Raw genomic sequence first — 15,027 nt, 5'->3', positions numbered from 1 at the left:
GCAGCGCCTGCGGCAACGCCCAAGGACTATGCCTTGTCGGCCTCGCCCGCCCCGCTTTCCGCATCCAGTGCTTTCGCGGCGGCTGCCCGCTGCCGTTCGATGAGTCGGGCCGTAAATATGGAAATCTCGTAGAGAAGGATGGCCGGCAGCGCAAGGCCGATCTGGGAGACCGGATCGGGCGGCGTCAGCACGGCGGCCACCACGAAGGCGATAACGATCGCGTACTTGCGCTTGTTGACGAGGGCCTGCGTATCGATGAAGCCGGCGCGCACCAGCAGCGAGGAGACGACCGGAAGCTGGAAGACGAGGCCGAAGGCGAAGATCAGCGACATGATCAGGCCGAGATATTCGGAGACCTTCGGCAAAAGCTGGATCGCCACCTGCCCCTCGCCGCCCCCCTGCTCCATGGCGAGGAAGAACCACATCACCATCGGCGTGAAGAAGAAATAGACGAGTGCGGCGCCGATCAAAAACAGGATCGGCGAGGCGATGAGGAAGGGCAGGAAGGCGGCGCGCTCGTTCTTGTAGAGACCGGGGGCGACGAACTTGTAGATCTGCTGGGCGATCACCGGGAAGGCGATGACGAGCGCGCCGAACATGGCGACCTTGATCTGCGTGAAGAAGAATTCCTGCGGCGCCGTATAGATCAGCTCGACGTTGCGGTGCTCGAGGCCCGCCCAGCTCACCGCCCACTTGAAGGGCAGCACGAGCAGGTTGAAGAGCTGCTTGGCGAAATAGAAGCAGACGAGGAAGGCGACGAAAAAGGCGGCGATCGCCCACATCAGCCGGCGGCGCAGCTCGATCAGATGCTCGATCAGCGGCTGGGGCTTGTCTTCGATGTCGCCGCTCATGCCTCGTCCTTCTTGGTCCTGGATGCGGCCTTCGCCTTGGCCGGGGCGGCCTTCCTGGCGGGCTTGTCGGCGGCCTTCTCAGCCTTGGCCTTCGTCGCGGACGCCGTCTTGCGCGGGGCCCTGGCGGCCTTGTCGGCCGGCTTCTCCGTCTTCGAAACGGCGCCAGTCTTCAGCGGTGCGGCGGCGACCGGCTCGGCGGAGGCCGGCTTCGGCGCCTCGGACGGCACGGCGAGCGGCTCGGACGGAGCCGCCTCAGACGCGGCAACCGGCTTGGCGCCGGCGGCCGTGACCTCGCGGGTCGCCTTGTCGAGGTCGGCCTTGATCTCGTTGCCGGCCTGGCGCAGCGGATTGACCGCGTCGCGGATCGTGTTCAGCGGATTGAGCTTCTGCGCGTCGCTGATCGTCTTGCGGACGTCGTCGAGATCGGCCTCGCGCAGCGCCTCGTCGAACTGCTGGCGGAACTCGCCGGCCATGCCGCGCATCTTCGTGACCATGCGGCCGAAGGTGCGCAGCATCTGCGGTAGATCCTTCGGGCCCACGACCACGATCAGCACGATCGCGATGACGAGTATTTCGGTCCAGCCGACATCCAGCATGGGGTACTGTCCTCAATGGCCGCAGAAACGACAGCGGACGGCCGTCCGCGGCCCGATGCCGGTCACTTGACCTCGTCGGCCTTGTGATCGACCGTCTTCGCCTTGTCGGCGGCGGCCTCGTCGTCGGTCATGCCCTTCTTGAAACTCTTGATGCCCTTGGCGACATCGCCCATCAGCTCGGGGATCTTGCCGCGGCCGAACAGCAGCAGCACCACCACCAGAACGATCAGCCAATGCCAGATGCTGAAAGAACCCATTACCTTGCTCCTTACGAGGACTGTTTCCCCGATTTAAGACGTTCGGTCGTCTTTTTCAAATACCAGTATGTCGCGCTCGTTAACCGAAAGCGTGACGTCGCGCAATCCATGAGCTAGCAGATCGGCCCGCACGCGCGCCCTAACCGGTTGATCCGTACCGGGTATCGCCAGGTTCAAAAGTTCGACAACACCGAGGAAACGACGCGACAATATGCGCGCGGGCATCGCTCCGCCCTCCTCCAGCACCCTCAATCCCGACAGGCGGACCGCGACGCGCACCGTCTCGCCGTCGGCAAAGCGCCGGCCGTCGACATTGCCGAGCGGCGTCTCCACGACGCCGCCGCGCACGCGGCCGGGAAACTCGTTGATCTCGGAGAAGAAGGCGGCGGTGAAGATATCCGTCGGGTTGAGATAGAGTTCCTCCGCCGTGCCGACCTGCACGAGCCGGCCGTCGCGCAGCAGCGCGATCCGGTCGCCCATGCGCATCGCCTCCTCGGCGTCGTGCGTCACGACGATGGCGCTTGCGCGCGACTGGCGCAGGATCGTCAGCGTGTCGGCACGGATCGAATCCTTGAGGCGCGAATCGAGGCCGGAGAAGGGCTCGTCCATCAGGAGCACCGAGGGGCGCGGCGCGAGCGCGCGGGCGAGCGCCACCCGCTGCTGCTCGCCGCCGGAAAGCTGGTGCGGGAACTTCTGCGCGTAATGGGCAAGGCCGACCCGTTCGAGCGCGACGTTCGCCTCGGCCTCGGCTTCCGCGCGCGGCAGCGCCGTCAGGCCGAAGCGCACGTTGTCGAGCACCGAAAGATGCGGGAAGAGCGCGAAATCCTGGAACATCAGCCCGACGCCGCGCCGCTCCGGCGGCAGGAAGACGGCGGGGCCGGCGATCTCGCGGTCGTCGAGCAGCACCCGGCCCGCGGTCTGCGCCTCGATGCCGGCGGCGATCCTGAGCAGCGTCGTCTTGCCGGAGCCGGAGGGGCCGAGCAGGCACAGCACCTCGCCCGGCTCGGCCGTCAGCGTGATGCCGCGGATCGTTTCCCTGCTGTGGTAGCTGTGATGGACGTCCTCGAAGGTCAGCCGCGCCGCGAAGGTGGCGGCCGGTGCCCGTCTCGTCCCGATACCGTTGGAGCCCGAGGGGTCCGAAGCCATGCGAAGTTTCCCAGGGCAATTCCGGTGAAGGCGCGTAGCTGTTTCGCGTCCGGAATTGCGTAGAACCAATGCGATAGAGCTTTTTCGCGATTCGGGGAAAAGCGGTAAGGCTCTATAACCTTCGCCTATTCGTCCTCTTTTCCGCCCGGTGTCAAGAGTCCGAGCTCCTCCAGGTCGAGCTGGGTGATCGGGTCCTCGTCCTCGGCAAGCTCGTCCTCGCCGAGCGGCAGCGGCACCTGGAAGCCGGGGGGGATGCGGCCGGACAGCAGGCCGGCGCCCTTCAGCTCCTCCAGCCCCGGCAGGTCGCGCAGCTCCTCCAGGCCGAAATGGTCGAGGAAATCGCGCGTCGTGCCGAAGGTCACGGGCCGGCCCGGCGAGCGCCGGCGGCCGCGGAAACGCACCCAGCCCGCCTCCATCAGCACGTCGAGCGTGCCCTTGGAGGTCTGCACGCCGCGGATGTCCTCGATCTCGGCGCGGGTGACGGGCTGGTGATAGGCGATGATGGCCAGCACCTCGAGCTGGGCGCGCGAGAGCTTGCGCACCTCCATCTCGTCGGTGCGGATGACGAAGGAGAGGTCCGGCGCCGTGCGGAAGGCCCAGTGGTCGTGGACCTGCACGAGGTTGACGCCGCGCCCGGCATAGAGCGCCCGCAACTGCCGCATCACCGCATGCGCCTCGACGCCGCGCGGCAGGCGGTCGGCGATATAGCTCTCCGACACCGGCCCGGCGGAGGCGAAGACGAGGGCTTCGGCGATGCGCAGCGCCTCGCGCATGCGGCGCGCCTCGGCCACCGTCTCGCCCGTCGCCTCGGGCAGCAGGCTGTCGTCCACCGTCTCAGTCACCGTCGCCCTCCGGCCGCGGGCCGCGGCGCAGGTAGATCGGCTGGAAGGCGCCGTCCTGCCTGAGTTCCAGCCGCCCCTCGCGCACCAGCTCCAGCGTCGCGGCGAAGGCGCTGGCGATCGCCGTCGTGCGCTCGGCCGGGTCGGTGAGATAGCGCAGCAGGAAGCGGTCGAGCGCCGTCCAGTCGTCGAAGCCGCCGCCGATCAGATGGGCGAGGATCTCGCGCGCGTCGGCAAGCGACCAGACGGTGCGCTTCTCGATCGTCACCTGGGTGATCGCCTGGCGCTGGCGCAGCGCCGCATAGGCGCTGACCAGATCGTAGAGCGAGGCCTCGAAGGCGGAATGGCGCTCGGTCGGGATGTGCTCGGGCATGCCGCGCACGAAGACGTCGCGCCCGAGCCGGTTGCGGTTGACGAGGCGCGTGGCGGCGTCGCGCATCGCCTCCAGCCGCTTCAGGCGGAAGGCGAGGCTCGCCGCCATCTCCTCGCCCGACGGCCCGTCGTCCTTCGCCTGTTTCGGGATGAGCAGGCGCGACTTCAGATAGGCGAGCCAGGCCGCCATGACGAGGTAGTCGGCGGCAAGCTCGATGCGGATGCGCCGAGCGCTGTCGATGAACTGCAGATACTGCTCGGCGAGCGCCAGCACGGAGATGCGGGTGAGATCGACCTTCTGCGTGCGGGCGAGATGCAGGAGAAGGTCGAGCGGGCCTTCGAAGCCGGCGAGGTCGACGACGAGGCTTTCCTCGTGGCTCGCCCGCTCCCCGGCGTCCTCCTGCCACAGGCCGTCCATCGGCGCCCCAAGCGGAGCCCCTGCGGCGCGCGGCCTCTTCTGCGGCTTCGGACCCGGTCCCGTCACGTCCATCCTTCTCTCATGCCACCGCGATCATCGCATCGAACTCCTCGCGCAGCGCCCGTTCGTCCGCGCCGTCCGGCGCCCCGAAGCCGGCCCGCACGGCCTCGGCCCGTCGGAGGCTGTCGCCCGCAAGCACGGGCACGTTCTCCGCCACCGCCTTCATTTCCTCCATGATGCCATGGCAATGCAACACCATGTCGAGGCCGGCGGCAACTATGCCCTTCGTTCTTTCCGCCATGTCGCCCGCAAGCGCGTTCATCGACACGTCGTCCGACATCAGCAGGCCGTCGAAGCCGATATGGCCGCGGATGATCTCCCGCACCACTTTTGCCGAGGTCGTCGCCGGGTTGTCGGCGTCGATGGCCGTGAAGACGATATGGGCGGACATCGCCATCAGCTCGTCCCTCATGCGCCGGAAGGGCACGAAGTCGCAGGCCTCCAGTTCGTCACGGGAGGCATGGACGACCGGCAGGTCGTGGTGCGAATCGACCATGGTGCGGCCGTGGCCGGGCATGTGCTTCATCACCGGCAGCAGGCCGCCGGCCTTGAGACCCTCCGCCGCCGCCTTGCCCATCGCCGAGACGATCTCCGGGTCCTGCCCGTAGGCGCGGTTGCCGATGACGTCGTGCACGCCCGGCACGGCGACGTCGAGCACCGGCAGGCAGTCGACGTTGATGCCGAGGCGCAGGAGATCGAAGGCATGGAGGCGCGACATCAGCCAGGCGGCGCGGAGCCCCCTCGCCTCGTCGGCGCGCCAGATGGCGCCGAGCGCCGCGGCATTCGGGTACTGCTGCGTGTGCGGCGGCTTGATGCGCTGCACGCGCCCGCCCTCCTGGTCGATTAGCACCGGCACGTTGCCGTCGCCGCCGACGCAGTCGCGCATCTCGGCGGTCAGCTCCGCCACCTGCGCCGGCTCGCCGATGTTGCGGCCGAAAAGGATGAAGCCCCAGGGCCGCTCGGCGCGGAAGAAGGCCTTCTCGTCTTCGGTGAGCCGCAGGCCCTTGCAGCCGGAAATGAAGGATTTCGAATGGGTCATGGAAAACACAGCGGTTCGGGGACGGTGGGGACGGCGGCAGATGGAAAAGAGGCGCGGACCGCAGCCCGCGCCTCCCCGTGATGCTATAGCCCGTTTCTCAGCGGGTGACGAGGCAGCTTCCGCCCGCGCTCTTGTAGCGGTTGCAGAGCGAATTCGCCTCCTCGCGGGAGCCGGCCGGGATGCGCACGCGGTAATAGGTGCCCTTGTTCGGAATCTCCGCCTTGCGGATATCCACGCCGCGACCGCCGATGACGCTCGCGAACTTGGCCGACAGCGTGTTGTAGCTCTTCTGCGCTTCCGCCTCGGAGGGAAGCGAGGCGATCTGGACCACGTAGCCGCCGGGGCTGACGGCGGCGACCTGCGTCTCGCCGGACGTCGCCGTCGGCGTGGCGTCCGCCGCGGGCGTGGCGGCGAGATTGCCGTTCTCGGTGACCGTGCCGACGACGGTGACGGGCTGGTCGACCGGCCGCGTCTCCGGAACCGGCGCCTTGCCGTCTGTCTTGCCGACGGTGGTCGTCTTGACGACGCGCACCGGCGCGGTGTCCTCGACCTCGATGTCGGCGACCTCGGCGAGCGCCGAGCGCGGTTCCGCCTCGGCGGCCTCCTGTTCCGCACGCAGCGACGCGTCGGCGTCGGCCGCCAGCCGCGCGGTCTCGTCGACCGTCGCCACCGCTTCCGCGGCGGCACCTGCCGTCGTGGCGGTCGCCTTGGCGTCGATGGGGGCGGCTTCGGCCGCTGCGACCTCGGTTTCCGGCGCGTCCACCTCGCGGGCGACGAGCGTGCCGTCCGGCTTGACGATCATCGTCTTGACCTTGCGCGGCGAGACGAGCGGCGTGCGTCCGTCCTCGGCCCCGGCCGTCGCGGGCTCGTCGACGCCCGGAAGCAGGCGGCCCTCGTCGTCCTCCGCCACGGGGCCGTCGTCCTCGGCCGGACCGTCGAAGGGCAGCGTCTCCGGCGTCAGCGTCCGCTGGACGACGTCCACCGGCTCCTCCGTCGTGGTGACGAGCTGGTCCTGCTGCGGCGTGGCGTCGGTGTTGCCGGCGACGCGGTCGTAGACGGCCTTGTCCTGGTTGGGAACGGTCTTGCCGCCCTTCTCCTCGGGCACGATCTTCACCGGTTCCTTGTCGGCGAGGATGACGCGCGGCTCGCCGGAGCCGACGACGCCGCCGCCAAGGGACATCCAGGCATAGACGCCGCCACCGCCGACAAGCAGGAGGCCGGCGAGCGAGGCGGCGATCAGCAGGCCGCGGCGGGCCGCCGGAGGCACCTCGTCATAGCCGTCGCCGGCGTAGAGGCCGTCGGCCGGACCCGGATCGACCGGGATGGCCATGCGCTCGGGCTCGCTCAGGGAGCGGCGGAAATCCTCTTCCAGCGCGCGCTCGAAATCGTCGACCTCGGCGATGTGCGCCGCCGGATGGGCCGCGGAGGCCGCATCCTCGGCGGGCTTGCCGTCCGGCGCGGCGAAGAGCTGCGCCATCTCGGCGTCGATGTCGAAGTCGTAGTCGGCGTGGTGGACCGGCGGCTTCTCCTTCTCGATAACGGGAAGCTGCGGCACGTCGAGTTCCGTGACGGGCGTGACGCCCTCGTCGGTCTCGGCGATCATCGTCGGATCGAAGGGCAGCGCGCCGTCGGCGGTCTCGGCCGCCACGGGCTGCGGGGCGGTATAGGTCGAGACGGGAACGGCGACGACGGGCGCCGGCTTCTCCTCCTCCACCGGCGCCTCGGCCTCGGCGGCCTGCGGGAAGGGATCCACCATCAGCTCGGCCGGATCCAGGTCCAGGTCGATGTCGGCGAGATCGAGCTCGAAATTGTCGAAATCGATCTCCGGCTCGGCCTCGGCCGGCTCGGGCGCCCCGGCGACGACGGGCTCCGCCTCCGGCTCGCGGCGCACCGGCTCGCGGTGTACCACCGGCGTGGCGCGGCTGAAGATCGAGGCGGCGCGCAGCGTGGCGTCGGCGACCGGCGTCACGCCCGAAAGCGGCGAACGGGCCTCGGGAACGGGGAAGCGCTCGACCTCGGCCAGCAGCTCGTCGTGGTCGTAGCCGCCGCCCCTGGCGACGGTCTCGACGGCATAGGCGGGCTCCGGCTCGAAAGCGGGCTCGGCGTCGGCCTGCCACTGCGCCTCGGCCTCCGCCCTGGCGCGGGCATGCTCCTCCGGCGCCTCGCGCGGCAATTCGGCGAGGAACTGCGGCGCGGCCTCGGCATAGGCCGGCTCCGCGGCGAGGAAGGGCTCCGCATCGGCCGGCGGCTCGTCGAGCCACGCGGCCTCGCCCGCCGGCACGTCCGGCCCGGGCGTCATCGCCGCGGCAAAGCCCTCGCCGATCGACAGCTCCAGCTCGCGCTCCAGATCGGCGCCGATATCCGGCACCCCGTCGTCGGCCGGCTGCAGGCCGAGGAAGACCGGCTCCTGCGCGGCTCCGAGAGACGGAACCTCGTCCTCGACGGTCTCCACCAGCGGCTCGGACACCTCGAAGCGCGGCTCCAGCCGTTCGGCGAAGGCGTGCCCGGGATGCCCGGCCTCGACGGCGGGCACCTCGTCCACGGCGCTTTCGACCTCGTCGGCAAGCAGCAGGCCCGCATCGTATTCCGGCGCACGCTCGCGATAGTCCTCTTCATGTTCACGGGAGAGCGCCGGCGCATAGGCCTCGTCATAGCCCGGCGCCGCATCAGCATCGCGATGTTCGACTTCCGGCGCGAACGCCTCGAACGCGGGCTCGGCGTGGCGGCCCACGGGTTCGGACACCGGCAGGGGATCGACGGCGGGCACCTCGTCCGCGACGCTCTCGACCTCGTCGGCAAGCAGCGGGCCCGCATCGTATTCCGGCGCCGGCTCGCGATAATTCTCTTCGTCGTCACGGGACAGCGCCGGCACATAGGCCTCGTCATAGCCCGGCACCGTGTCGAGGACGGCATCACGATGTTCGACTTCCGGCGCGAACGCCTCGAAGACGGGCTCGGCGTGGCGGCCCACGGGTTCGGACACCGGCACGGGATCGACGGCGGGCACCTCGTCCACGGCGCCCTCGACCTCGTCGGCAAGCAGCAGGCCCGCATCGTATTCCGGTGCCGGCTCGCGATAGTCCTCTTCATGTTCATGGGAGCGCGCCGGCGCATGGGCCTCGCCATAGCCCGGCGCCGCGTCAGCATCGCGATGGTCGACTTCCGGCGCGAACGCCTCGAACGCGGGCTCGATATGGCGGCCCAAGGGCTCGGACACCGGCACGGGATCGACGGCGGGCACCTCGTCCGCGACGCCCTCGACCTCGTCGGCAAGCAGCAGGCCCGTATCGTATTCCGGCGCGCGCTCGCGATAGTCCTCTTCATATTCACGGGAGAGCGCCGGCGCATGGGCCTCGTCGCGGTCCGGCACGGCGTCGAGCACGGCATCGCGATCCTCGGCTTCCGGCGCGGGCGCCTCGAAGACGGGCTCGACGGGACGGTTTTCCGGCTCCGGCGGCAGCACGGGCTCGACGGCGGCACGGCGGCGCGGGGCGTCGTACTGCTCGAAGGCGCGCATCAGCTCGTCCTCGAGCGCGAGGACCGGATTGGCGTGCCGCTCGACCGGCTGGACCGGCTCGACGAGCGGGGTTACGACGGGCTGGACCGGACGCGGCTCGTAGCCGACCAGACGGGCAAGCTCGCTCAACGGATCGTCGTCCGCCAGAAAGTCATTGCCGGCGGCGCCGCTTCGCGCGAAGTTCTTGTCTGCCATACTGCTTCCCACTCACAAGCTACAAAGACGCGTTTGCCAGCTTATTGTGGGCAAATGGTGACGTTATCGCATCTCGTCCGGGGCTGCGGTGCCTGTAATGGCCAGGCCCGACTTGAGAACGGAAGCGACAGCATGCACCAGCCCAAGTCTGGCAATGCTTAATTCTCTATTTTTATCGTTAACAAACCGTAATTCCGGCTGTTCCTTGCCCTTGTTCCAGTGCGCATGGAATGCACTGGCAAGATCATAGAGGTAAAACGCGATGCGATGCGGCTCCTGCGCCGCCGCCGACGCCTCGATCATCCGCGGATATTCTGCCAGTTTCGCCAGAAGCTGCAACTCGCTCGGATCGGCGATGTTGCCCTCGACGGCGCCGGCAAGGTCGAGCGCGGCGACATCGAGGCCCGGGAAGGCCTCCGCCGCCTGGCGGAACACCGACATGCAGCGCGCATGCGCATACTGCACGTAGAAGACCGGATTGTCCTTCGACTGCTCCGTCACCTTGGCGAAGTCGAAGTCGAGCGGCTCGCTGTTCTTGCGGTAGAGCATCATGAAGCGGACCGGATCGCGGCCGACCTCGTCCACCACGTCGCGCAGCGTGACGAAGTCGCCGGAGCGCTTCGACATCTTCACCGGCTCGCCGTTGCGGTAGAGCTTCACGAGCTGGCAGAGCAGCACGGTGAGCTTCGACCGGCCTTCCGAGATCGCGCGGGCGACCGCCTCCAGCCGCTTGACGTAGCCGCCGTGGTCGGCGCCGAGCACGTAGATCATCTCGTCGAAGCCGCGGTCGAACTTGTCCTTGAAATAGGCGACGTCGGCGGCGAAATAGGTGTAGGAGCCGTCCGACTTGATCAGCGGCCGGTCGATGTCGTCGCCGACCTCGGTCGAGCGGAACAGCGTCTGCTCGCGGTCCTCCCAGTCTTCCGGAAGCTGGCCCTTCGGCGGCGGCAGCACGCCCTTGTAGACATGGCCCTTGAAGGTCAGGTCGTTGATGGCGGTGCGGATCGGCGCGCCGTTTCCGGCATGCAGCGAGCGCTCGGAGAAGAAGACGTCGTGCCTGACGTTGAGGGCGGCGAGGTCCTCGCGGATCATCGCCATCATCGCGTCGATCGCCTTGTCCCGGACGATCGGCAGCCATTGCGCCTCGGACATGCCGCGCAGGCTCGTGCCGTATTCGTCGGCGAGCGCCTTGCCGACCGGGACCAGATAGTCGCCCGGATAGAGGCCCGGCGGGATGTCGCCGATCGTCTCGCCCAACGCCTCGCGGTAGCGCAGGAAGACGGAGCGCGCCAGCACGTCGATCTGCGAGCCGGCGTCGTTGATGTAGTATTCCTTCGTCACGTCGTAGCCGGCGAAGGCGAGCAGGTTGGCGAGCGCGTCGCCGACGACGGCGCCGCGGCAATGGCCGACATGCATCGGCCCGGTCGGGTTGGCCGAGACGTATTCGACATTGACCTTGCGGCCGGCGCCGAGCGCGCCGCGGCCGTAGTCCGCGCCGGCCGTCAGCATGGCGGCAAGCAGCTTCTGCCAGTAGGCGACGGAGAGGCGCACGTTGATGAAGCCCGGGCCGGCGACGCCGACGTCGGCCACTTCCGGGTCCTTCGCCAGCTCGGCGACGATCAGGTCGGCGAGCGCGCGCGGATTGAGGCCGAGCGGCTTGGCGAGCACCATGGCGGCGTTGGTCGCGACGTCGCCGTGGCTCGCGTCGCGCGGCGGCTCGACGCTGATCCGGCCGAAATCGAGCTCGGCCCGCTTTTCACGGACGATCTCAAGTCCTTCGAGCACGTTTTTGATTCTGTTGTCGAAGTCTGTAAAAAGGTTCATCTCGTTCCATCCGTCCGCGCCGGGCCGCAAGGGGCCTCGACGTGAAGAAGTTCGGGTCGGCGGCTGACTATCGCAATTCCGGGGTGTGGTCAAACAGACGGCGGTGGGTGCTGATGGCGTAGTTGTCGGTCATGCCGGCGAGATAGTCGCCGACATGGCGGGCGCGGGCCGATTCCGGCATGCCGGCGATCCGGTCCACCCAGTAGTGACCCTGCATGAGCAGCGGGTCGTCCATATAGGCATGGTAGAGGTCGGTGAGGATCGAGGCGGCGTTGGCGCGCACGCGCATCACCTCCGGGTGGCGGTAGATGTGCGCGAAGAGCATCGCCTTGATCGCACGGTCGGTGACGGCCATCTCCTCGGAGAAGGTGGCGAGCGGCCGGCCGGCGCGGCGCACGTCGTCGGCGCTTTCCGGCTGCACGTCGCGGATCGCCCGCTGCGCATAGCCGATCACGTCCTCGACCATGGCGGTGATCTGCCGGCGCATGATCTCGTGGGTGAAGCGCGAGGGTTCGAGGCCGGGATAGCGCGCGCGCACCTCCGCCATCAGCCGCGCGAGGAAGGGGATCTCCTCCAGCATCTCGAAGGTGAGATAGCCGGAGCGCAGGCCGTCGTCGATGTCGTGGGTGTTGTAGGCGATGTCGTCGGCGATCGCCGCCACCTGGGCTTCCAGGCTCGCGAAGCTGCCGATTTCGAGATCGTGGATCGCGCAATAGTCGAGGATCGGACGCGGCACGAGGCCGCGCGTGCCCTCGCCCGAAGGCGAGATCAGCGGGCCGTTGTGCTTGACGAGGCCTTCGAGGCTCTCCCAGGTGAGGTTCAGCCCGTCGAAATCGGCGTAGCGGCGCTCCAGCTTGGTGACGATGCGCAGCGACTGGGCGTTATGGTCGAAGCCGCCGAAGGGCTCCAGCACCTCGTGCAGCGCGTCCTCGCCGGTATGGCCGAAGGGCGTATGGCCGAAATCGTGCACCAGCGCCACGCCTTCGGCGAGATCCTCGTCGAGCTTGAGGGCGCGGGCGAGCGCGCGGGCGATCTGCGCCACCTCGATCGTGTGCGTGAGGCGCGTGCGGTAATGGTCGCCCTCGGCGGCGATGAAGACCTGCGTCTTGTGCTTCAGGCGCCGGAAGGCGGTGGTATGGACGATGCGGTCGCGGTCGCGCTGGAAGTCGGAGCGCGTCGGGCTCTCGGCCTCGGGGAAGAGCCGGCCGCGGCTCGCCCAGGGATCGGAGGCATAGAGCGCGCGCTGTCCGGCGCCGAAGCCGAGCGCATGTCTGTCCAGGGTCATTCCGTCTCCGTCTTCACGCCGCCCATTGACGCGGCCTCGCTGCCTTCATACCTATAGTGTGCACAGCGGCAAGTCCGGCTGCAAGGCGAACGGGGAATGCAAGTCTTTTCACCTGCTTACGACAACCCCTCCACCTGCGGCGGACCGGCGGGCGGCTTGTCCGCCGCCGCCGCGAGACCGGCGATTCTCTCCGGGCACCGACCCGGAAGGAGGCAGACATGACCGACACGTCCATCACCATTTCCGACGCGGCCGCCCGCCGCATCGCCTCGATCCTCGGCGCCGATCCGGACAAGCAGGCGCTGCGCGTCTCCGTCGAGGGCGGCGGCTGCTCCGGCTTCTCCTACAAGTTCGACCTCGTCTCCGACCGGCAGGACGACGACCTCGTGCTGGAGAAGGGCGACGCCCGCGTGCTGATCGACCAGCTCTCGCTCGTCTACATGGACGGCTCGGAGATCGACTTCGTCGACAACCTGCTCGGCCAGTCCTTCCAGATCCGCAATCCGAACGCGATTGCGAGCTGCGGCTGCGGCACCAGCTTCTCCATCTGACCTGAACCGCACGCTCACGGGGACCGCATGCCGATCAAGATCGCCACCTGGAACATCAACGGCGTGCGCGCCCGCATCGACAACCTCCTCGCCTGGCTGACGGAATCGGTCCCGGACATCGTCGCGCTGCAGGAGATCAAGACGCTCGACGAGGGTTTCCCGCGGCTGGAGATCGAGGCGCTCGGCTATCACGTAGAGACGCACGGCCAGAAGGGCTTCAACGGCGTGGCGCTGCTCTCGAAGATCCGCCCCGACGAGATCAGCCGCGGCCTTCCCGGCAACGGCGAGGACGAGCAGGCCCGCTTCATCGAGGGCGTCTTCTCCGTGGACGGCGGCGCGATCCGCGTCTGCTCGATCTATCTTCCGAACGGCAACCCGCCGGGCGATCCGGTGAAATATCCCTACAAGCTCGCCTGGATGGACCGGCTCTTGGCCTTCGCCGAGGACCGGCTGGCGCTGGAGGAGCCCCTGGTGCTCGCCGGCGACTACAACGTCATCCCCGAGCCGCACGACTGCTTCGACGTCAGGGCCTGGGAGGGCGACGCGCTCTTCCTGCCCGAGACGCGGCAGGCCTTCCGCCGGCTGGAGAACCTCGGCCTCACGGACGCCGTGCGCGCCACCACGGACGCCGTGCCGCTCTATACGTTCTGGGACTACCAGGCCGGCTGCTGGCCGAAGAACAAGGGCATCCGCATCGACCACCTGATGCTCTCGGCGGAAGCCTCAGACCGGCTCATCTCGACGGCCGTCGAAAAGCACGTGCGCAACTGGGAAAAGCCCTCCGACCACGTGCCCGTGGTCGGCGTCTTCGACTTCGCGGCGTAGGAGCGGCCCGTCACCTGCCTGCCGGCATCCTCTCCCCGCAAGCGGGGCAAGGAACGGATGCCGCGGTCGCATTCCCCCTTCTCTCCGCTTGCGGGGAGAAGGTCCCGGCTGGGGGATGAGGGGCGGCCGCCCCTACTCGTCCGGATTGAAGCGGATGTTCTGCGCGAGCGCGACGCCGGTGCGGCGATCCTCCTCGCTGGCGACGGAGAAGGCTTCCTCCTGCATGGCCTGCAGCCATTCGCGGTCCTTCGGCGCGCAGTGGTCGAGCGCGGCGGTCATGAAGGCGAGGCCGCGGGCGGTCTGGCCCTCCTGGAAGAGGATGCTGCCGAACAGGCCCATGGCGCCGGCGTGCCCGTTGTTGCGCGCGCGGTTCAGCCACTTCTTCGCCTGGTGGACGCTGACATTGCCGCCCTCGCCGGTCAGCATCATGCGGGCGAGCTGGAACTGCGCCTCGGGAATGCCGAAGGCGGAGGCCGCCTGGAAATAGAGCTGGCGCGCCTGGTTGAGGTCGACCTTGACCGGACTGTCGGGAATGCCGCGGCGGTAGTAGCTCGCGAGCGCGATCAGCGCATTGGCGAAATAGCCGGTGTCCTCCGAGCCCGGCTCGACGCCGGCGCGCGCGATGTCGCTGTAGATCTTGAAGGCTTCCAGGTCGTTTTCCGGCACGCCGTCGCCGTCGGCATACATGTTGGCGAGCGCCCAGCGCGAGCCGGTATGGCCCTTCTCGGCGGCGTAGCGGTAGGCCTCGACGGCGTCGTTCTTGCGGCCTTCCTTGTAGGAGAAGAAGCCGAACTTGAAGAGATCGAAGGGGCCGCTTTCCTTGCTGACGCCGGACTGGGGATCGAATGCGAGGGCCGCGGTCGCCATCCCGCAGGAGAGCGACAGGCAAAGCCCCAATACCATGACTTTCATCGGCAACAACTCGGACCTGGGCATCACTTCTTCAATTCCGCGCCGGGCCGTCCGTCCCGTGCCGGATCGGGAAAGCCGCACGGGGCGCGTGCGATGTCCCGGCAGGTCCGGCGTCGTTGACATGGGCTGGCTCATCGTTTCCTTCGGGCGCGGTTCCACGCGTCTTGATGCCCCTATCGCTGCGCCCCGTTTGTGGCGGGAAATGGACATATCGTCGCTTCCCGGGCTGTGTAGCAAACGCGTGGAAAAAATCTGTTGCGATTCCGTCACAGGTCTTGCGCAGCCGTCGGGCTTTCCCCATCCGCATGGCCGCGCGGCGGGCGGGCACCGACCGAAACGG

The 15,027-nt window shown here is 68.4% G+C and carries 13 protein-coding genes; 2 read left to right on the top strand and 11 right to left on the bottom strand.

Features of this window, described 5'->3' with window-relative positions:
- Window positions 1-26 precede the first annotated feature (26 nt).
- The 10 genes from tatC to NNZ72_RS12960 form a co-directional block, all read right to left on the bottom strand.
- The gene (gene tatC, locus NNZ72_RS13005; protein ID WP_257315741.1) at window positions 27-851 is read right to left on the bottom strand and encodes a twin-arginine translocase subunit TatC; all 825 of its coding nucleotides are present in this window, start codon (window positions 849-851) and stop codon (window positions 27-29) included.
- A complete protein-coding gene (gene tatB, locus NNZ72_RS13000) occupies window positions 848-1,447 on the bottom strand; it encodes a Sec-independent protein translocase protein TatB (protein WP_257315740.1) in 600 nt (199 codons plus the stop codon). Before tatB ends, tatC begins: the two co-directional genes overlap by 4 nt.
- Window positions 1,448-1,509: 62 nt before the next feature.
- Complete coding sequence (locus tag NNZ72_RS12995; protein WP_257315739.1) at window positions 1,510-1,704, bottom strand: twin-arginine translocase TatA/TatE family subunit; 195 nt, start codon at window positions 1,702-1,704, stop codon at window positions 1,510-1,512.
- Between the two features lie 33 nt (window positions 1,705-1,737).
- The gene (locus NNZ72_RS12990) at window positions 1,738-2,850 is read right to left on the bottom strand and encodes an ABC transporter ATP-binding protein (protein WP_257315738.1); all 1,113 of its coding nucleotides are present in this window, start codon (window positions 2,848-2,850) and stop codon (window positions 1,738-1,740) included.
- A gap of 125 nt (window positions 2,851-2,975) precedes the next feature.
- Window positions 2,976-3,623 carry an SMC-Scp complex subunit ScpB gene (gene scpB / locus NNZ72_RS12985; protein WP_257315811.1) on the bottom strand — a complete coding sequence of 216 codons (648 nt, stop codon included), beginning with the start codon at window positions 3,621-3,623 and terminating at the stop codon, window positions 2,976-2,978.
- A gap of 61 nt (window positions 3,624-3,684) precedes the next feature.
- Window positions 3,685-4,479, bottom strand: a complete 795-nt coding sequence (locus NNZ72_RS12980) for a segregation and condensation protein A (protein ID WP_257315737.1) — start codon at window positions 4,477-4,479, stop codon at window positions 3,685-3,687.
- Between the two features lie 79 nt (window positions 4,480-4,558).
- A complete protein-coding gene (gene nagZ / locus NNZ72_RS12975) occupies window positions 4,559-5,578 on the bottom strand; it encodes a beta-N-acetylhexosaminidase (RefSeq protein WP_257315736.1) in 1,020 nt (339 codons plus the stop codon).
- 97 nt (window positions 5,579-5,675) lie between these two features.
- Window positions 5,676-9,290, bottom strand: a complete 3,615-nt coding sequence (locus tag NNZ72_RS12970) for an SPOR domain-containing protein (RefSeq protein WP_257315735.1) — start codon at window positions 9,288-9,290, stop codon at window positions 5,676-5,678.
- 63 nt (window positions 9,291-9,353) lie between these two features.
- On the bottom strand, window positions 9,354-11,114 hold the full coding sequence (gene argS / locus NNZ72_RS12965) for an arginine--tRNA ligase (protein ID WP_257315734.1): 1,761 nt from the start codon (window positions 11,112-11,114) through the stop codon (window positions 9,354-9,356).
- A gap of 67 nt (window positions 11,115-11,181) precedes the next feature.
- Complete coding sequence (locus NNZ72_RS12960) at window positions 11,182-12,399, bottom strand: deoxyguanosinetriphosphate triphosphohydrolase (protein ID WP_257315733.1); 1,218 nt, start codon at window positions 12,397-12,399, stop codon at window positions 11,182-11,184.
- Between the two features lie 218 nt (window positions 12,400-12,617).
- Here NNZ72_RS12960 and erpA point away from each other — a divergent pair, with 218 nt between their 5' ends.
- Together erpA and xth are read left to right on the top strand one after the other, a co-directional pair.
- A complete protein-coding gene (gene erpA / locus NNZ72_RS12955) occupies window positions 12,618-12,950 on the top strand; it encodes an iron-sulfur cluster insertion protein ErpA (protein ID WP_257315732.1) in 333 nt (110 codons plus the stop codon).
- A gap of 33 nt (window positions 12,951-12,983) precedes the next feature.
- Window positions 12,984-13,775: an exodeoxyribonuclease III gene (gene xth, locus NNZ72_RS12950; RefSeq protein ID WP_257315810.1), complete on the top strand. Its 792-nt coding sequence runs from the start codon at window positions 12,984-12,986 to the stop codon at window positions 13,773-13,775.
- A 132-nt stretch (window positions 13,776-13,907) separates the two neighbouring features.
- Here the strand turns inward: xth and exoR are convergent, their stop codons facing one another.
- A complete protein-coding gene (gene exoR / locus NNZ72_RS12945; RefSeq protein ID WP_257315731.1) occupies window positions 13,908-14,711 on the bottom strand; it encodes an exopolysaccharide production regulator ExoR in 804 nt (267 codons plus the stop codon).
- Between the last annotated feature and the right edge of the window lie 316 nt (window positions 14,712-15,027).

This window comes from Shinella pollutisoli, from assembly GCF_024609765.1.
Classification (GTDB): Bacteria; Pseudomonadota; Alphaproteobacteria; order Rhizobiales; family Rhizobiaceae; genus Shinella; species Shinella pollutisoli.
This window is presented reverse-complemented; position numbering and strand designations above follow the sequence as displayed.

What these genes read in the sequence shown, in the direction of transcription:
- exoR (WP_257315731.1), bottom strand. Translation starts at nt 14,711, where the DNA reads ATGCCCAGGTCCGAGTTGTTGCCGATGAAAGTCATGGTATTGGGGCTT.
- NNZ72_RS12960 (WP_257315733.1), bottom strand. Translation starts at nt 12,399, where the DNA reads ATGACCCTGGACAGACATGCGCTCGGCTTCGGCGCCGGACAGCGCGCG.
- NNZ72_RS12970 (WP_257315735.1), bottom strand. Translation starts at nt 9,290, where the DNA reads ATGGCAGACAAGAACTTCGCGCGAAGCGGCGCCGCCGGCAATGACTTT.
- NNZ72_RS12995 (WP_257315739.1), bottom strand. Translation starts at nt 1,704, where the DNA reads ATGGGTTCTTTCAGCATCTGGCATTGGCTGATCGTTCTGGTGGTGGTG.
- tatB (WP_257315740.1), bottom strand. Translation starts at nt 1,447, where the DNA reads ATGCTGGATGTCGGCTGGACCGAAATACTCGTCATCGCGATCGTGCTG.
- tatC (WP_257315741.1), bottom strand. Translation starts at nt 851, where the DNA reads ATGAGCGGCGACATCGAAGACAAGCCCCAGCCGCTGATCGAGCATCTG.
- scpB (WP_257315811.1), bottom strand. Translation starts at nt 3,623, where the DNA reads ATGCGCGAGGCGCTGCGCATCGCCGAAGCCCTCGTCTTCGCCTCCGCC.
- erpA (WP_257315732.1), top strand. Translation starts at nt 12,618, where the DNA reads ATGACCGACACGTCCATCACCATTTCCGACGCGGCCGCCCGCCGCATC.
- argS (WP_257315734.1), bottom strand. Translation starts at nt 11,114, where the DNA reads ATGAACCTTTTTACAGACTTCGACAACAGAATCAAAAACGTGCTCGAA.
- NNZ72_RS12980 (WP_257315737.1), bottom strand. Translation starts at nt 4,479, where the DNA reads ATGGACGGCCTGTGGCAGGAGGACGCCGGGGAGCGGGCGAGCCACGAG.
- NNZ72_RS12990 (WP_257315738.1), bottom strand. Translation starts at nt 2,850, where the DNA reads ATGGCTTCGGACCCCTCGGGCTCCAACGGTATCGGGACGAGACGGGCA.
- nagZ (WP_257315736.1), bottom strand. Translation starts at nt 5,578, where the DNA reads ATGACCCATTCGAAATCCTTCATTTCCGGCTGCAAGGGCCTGCGGCTC.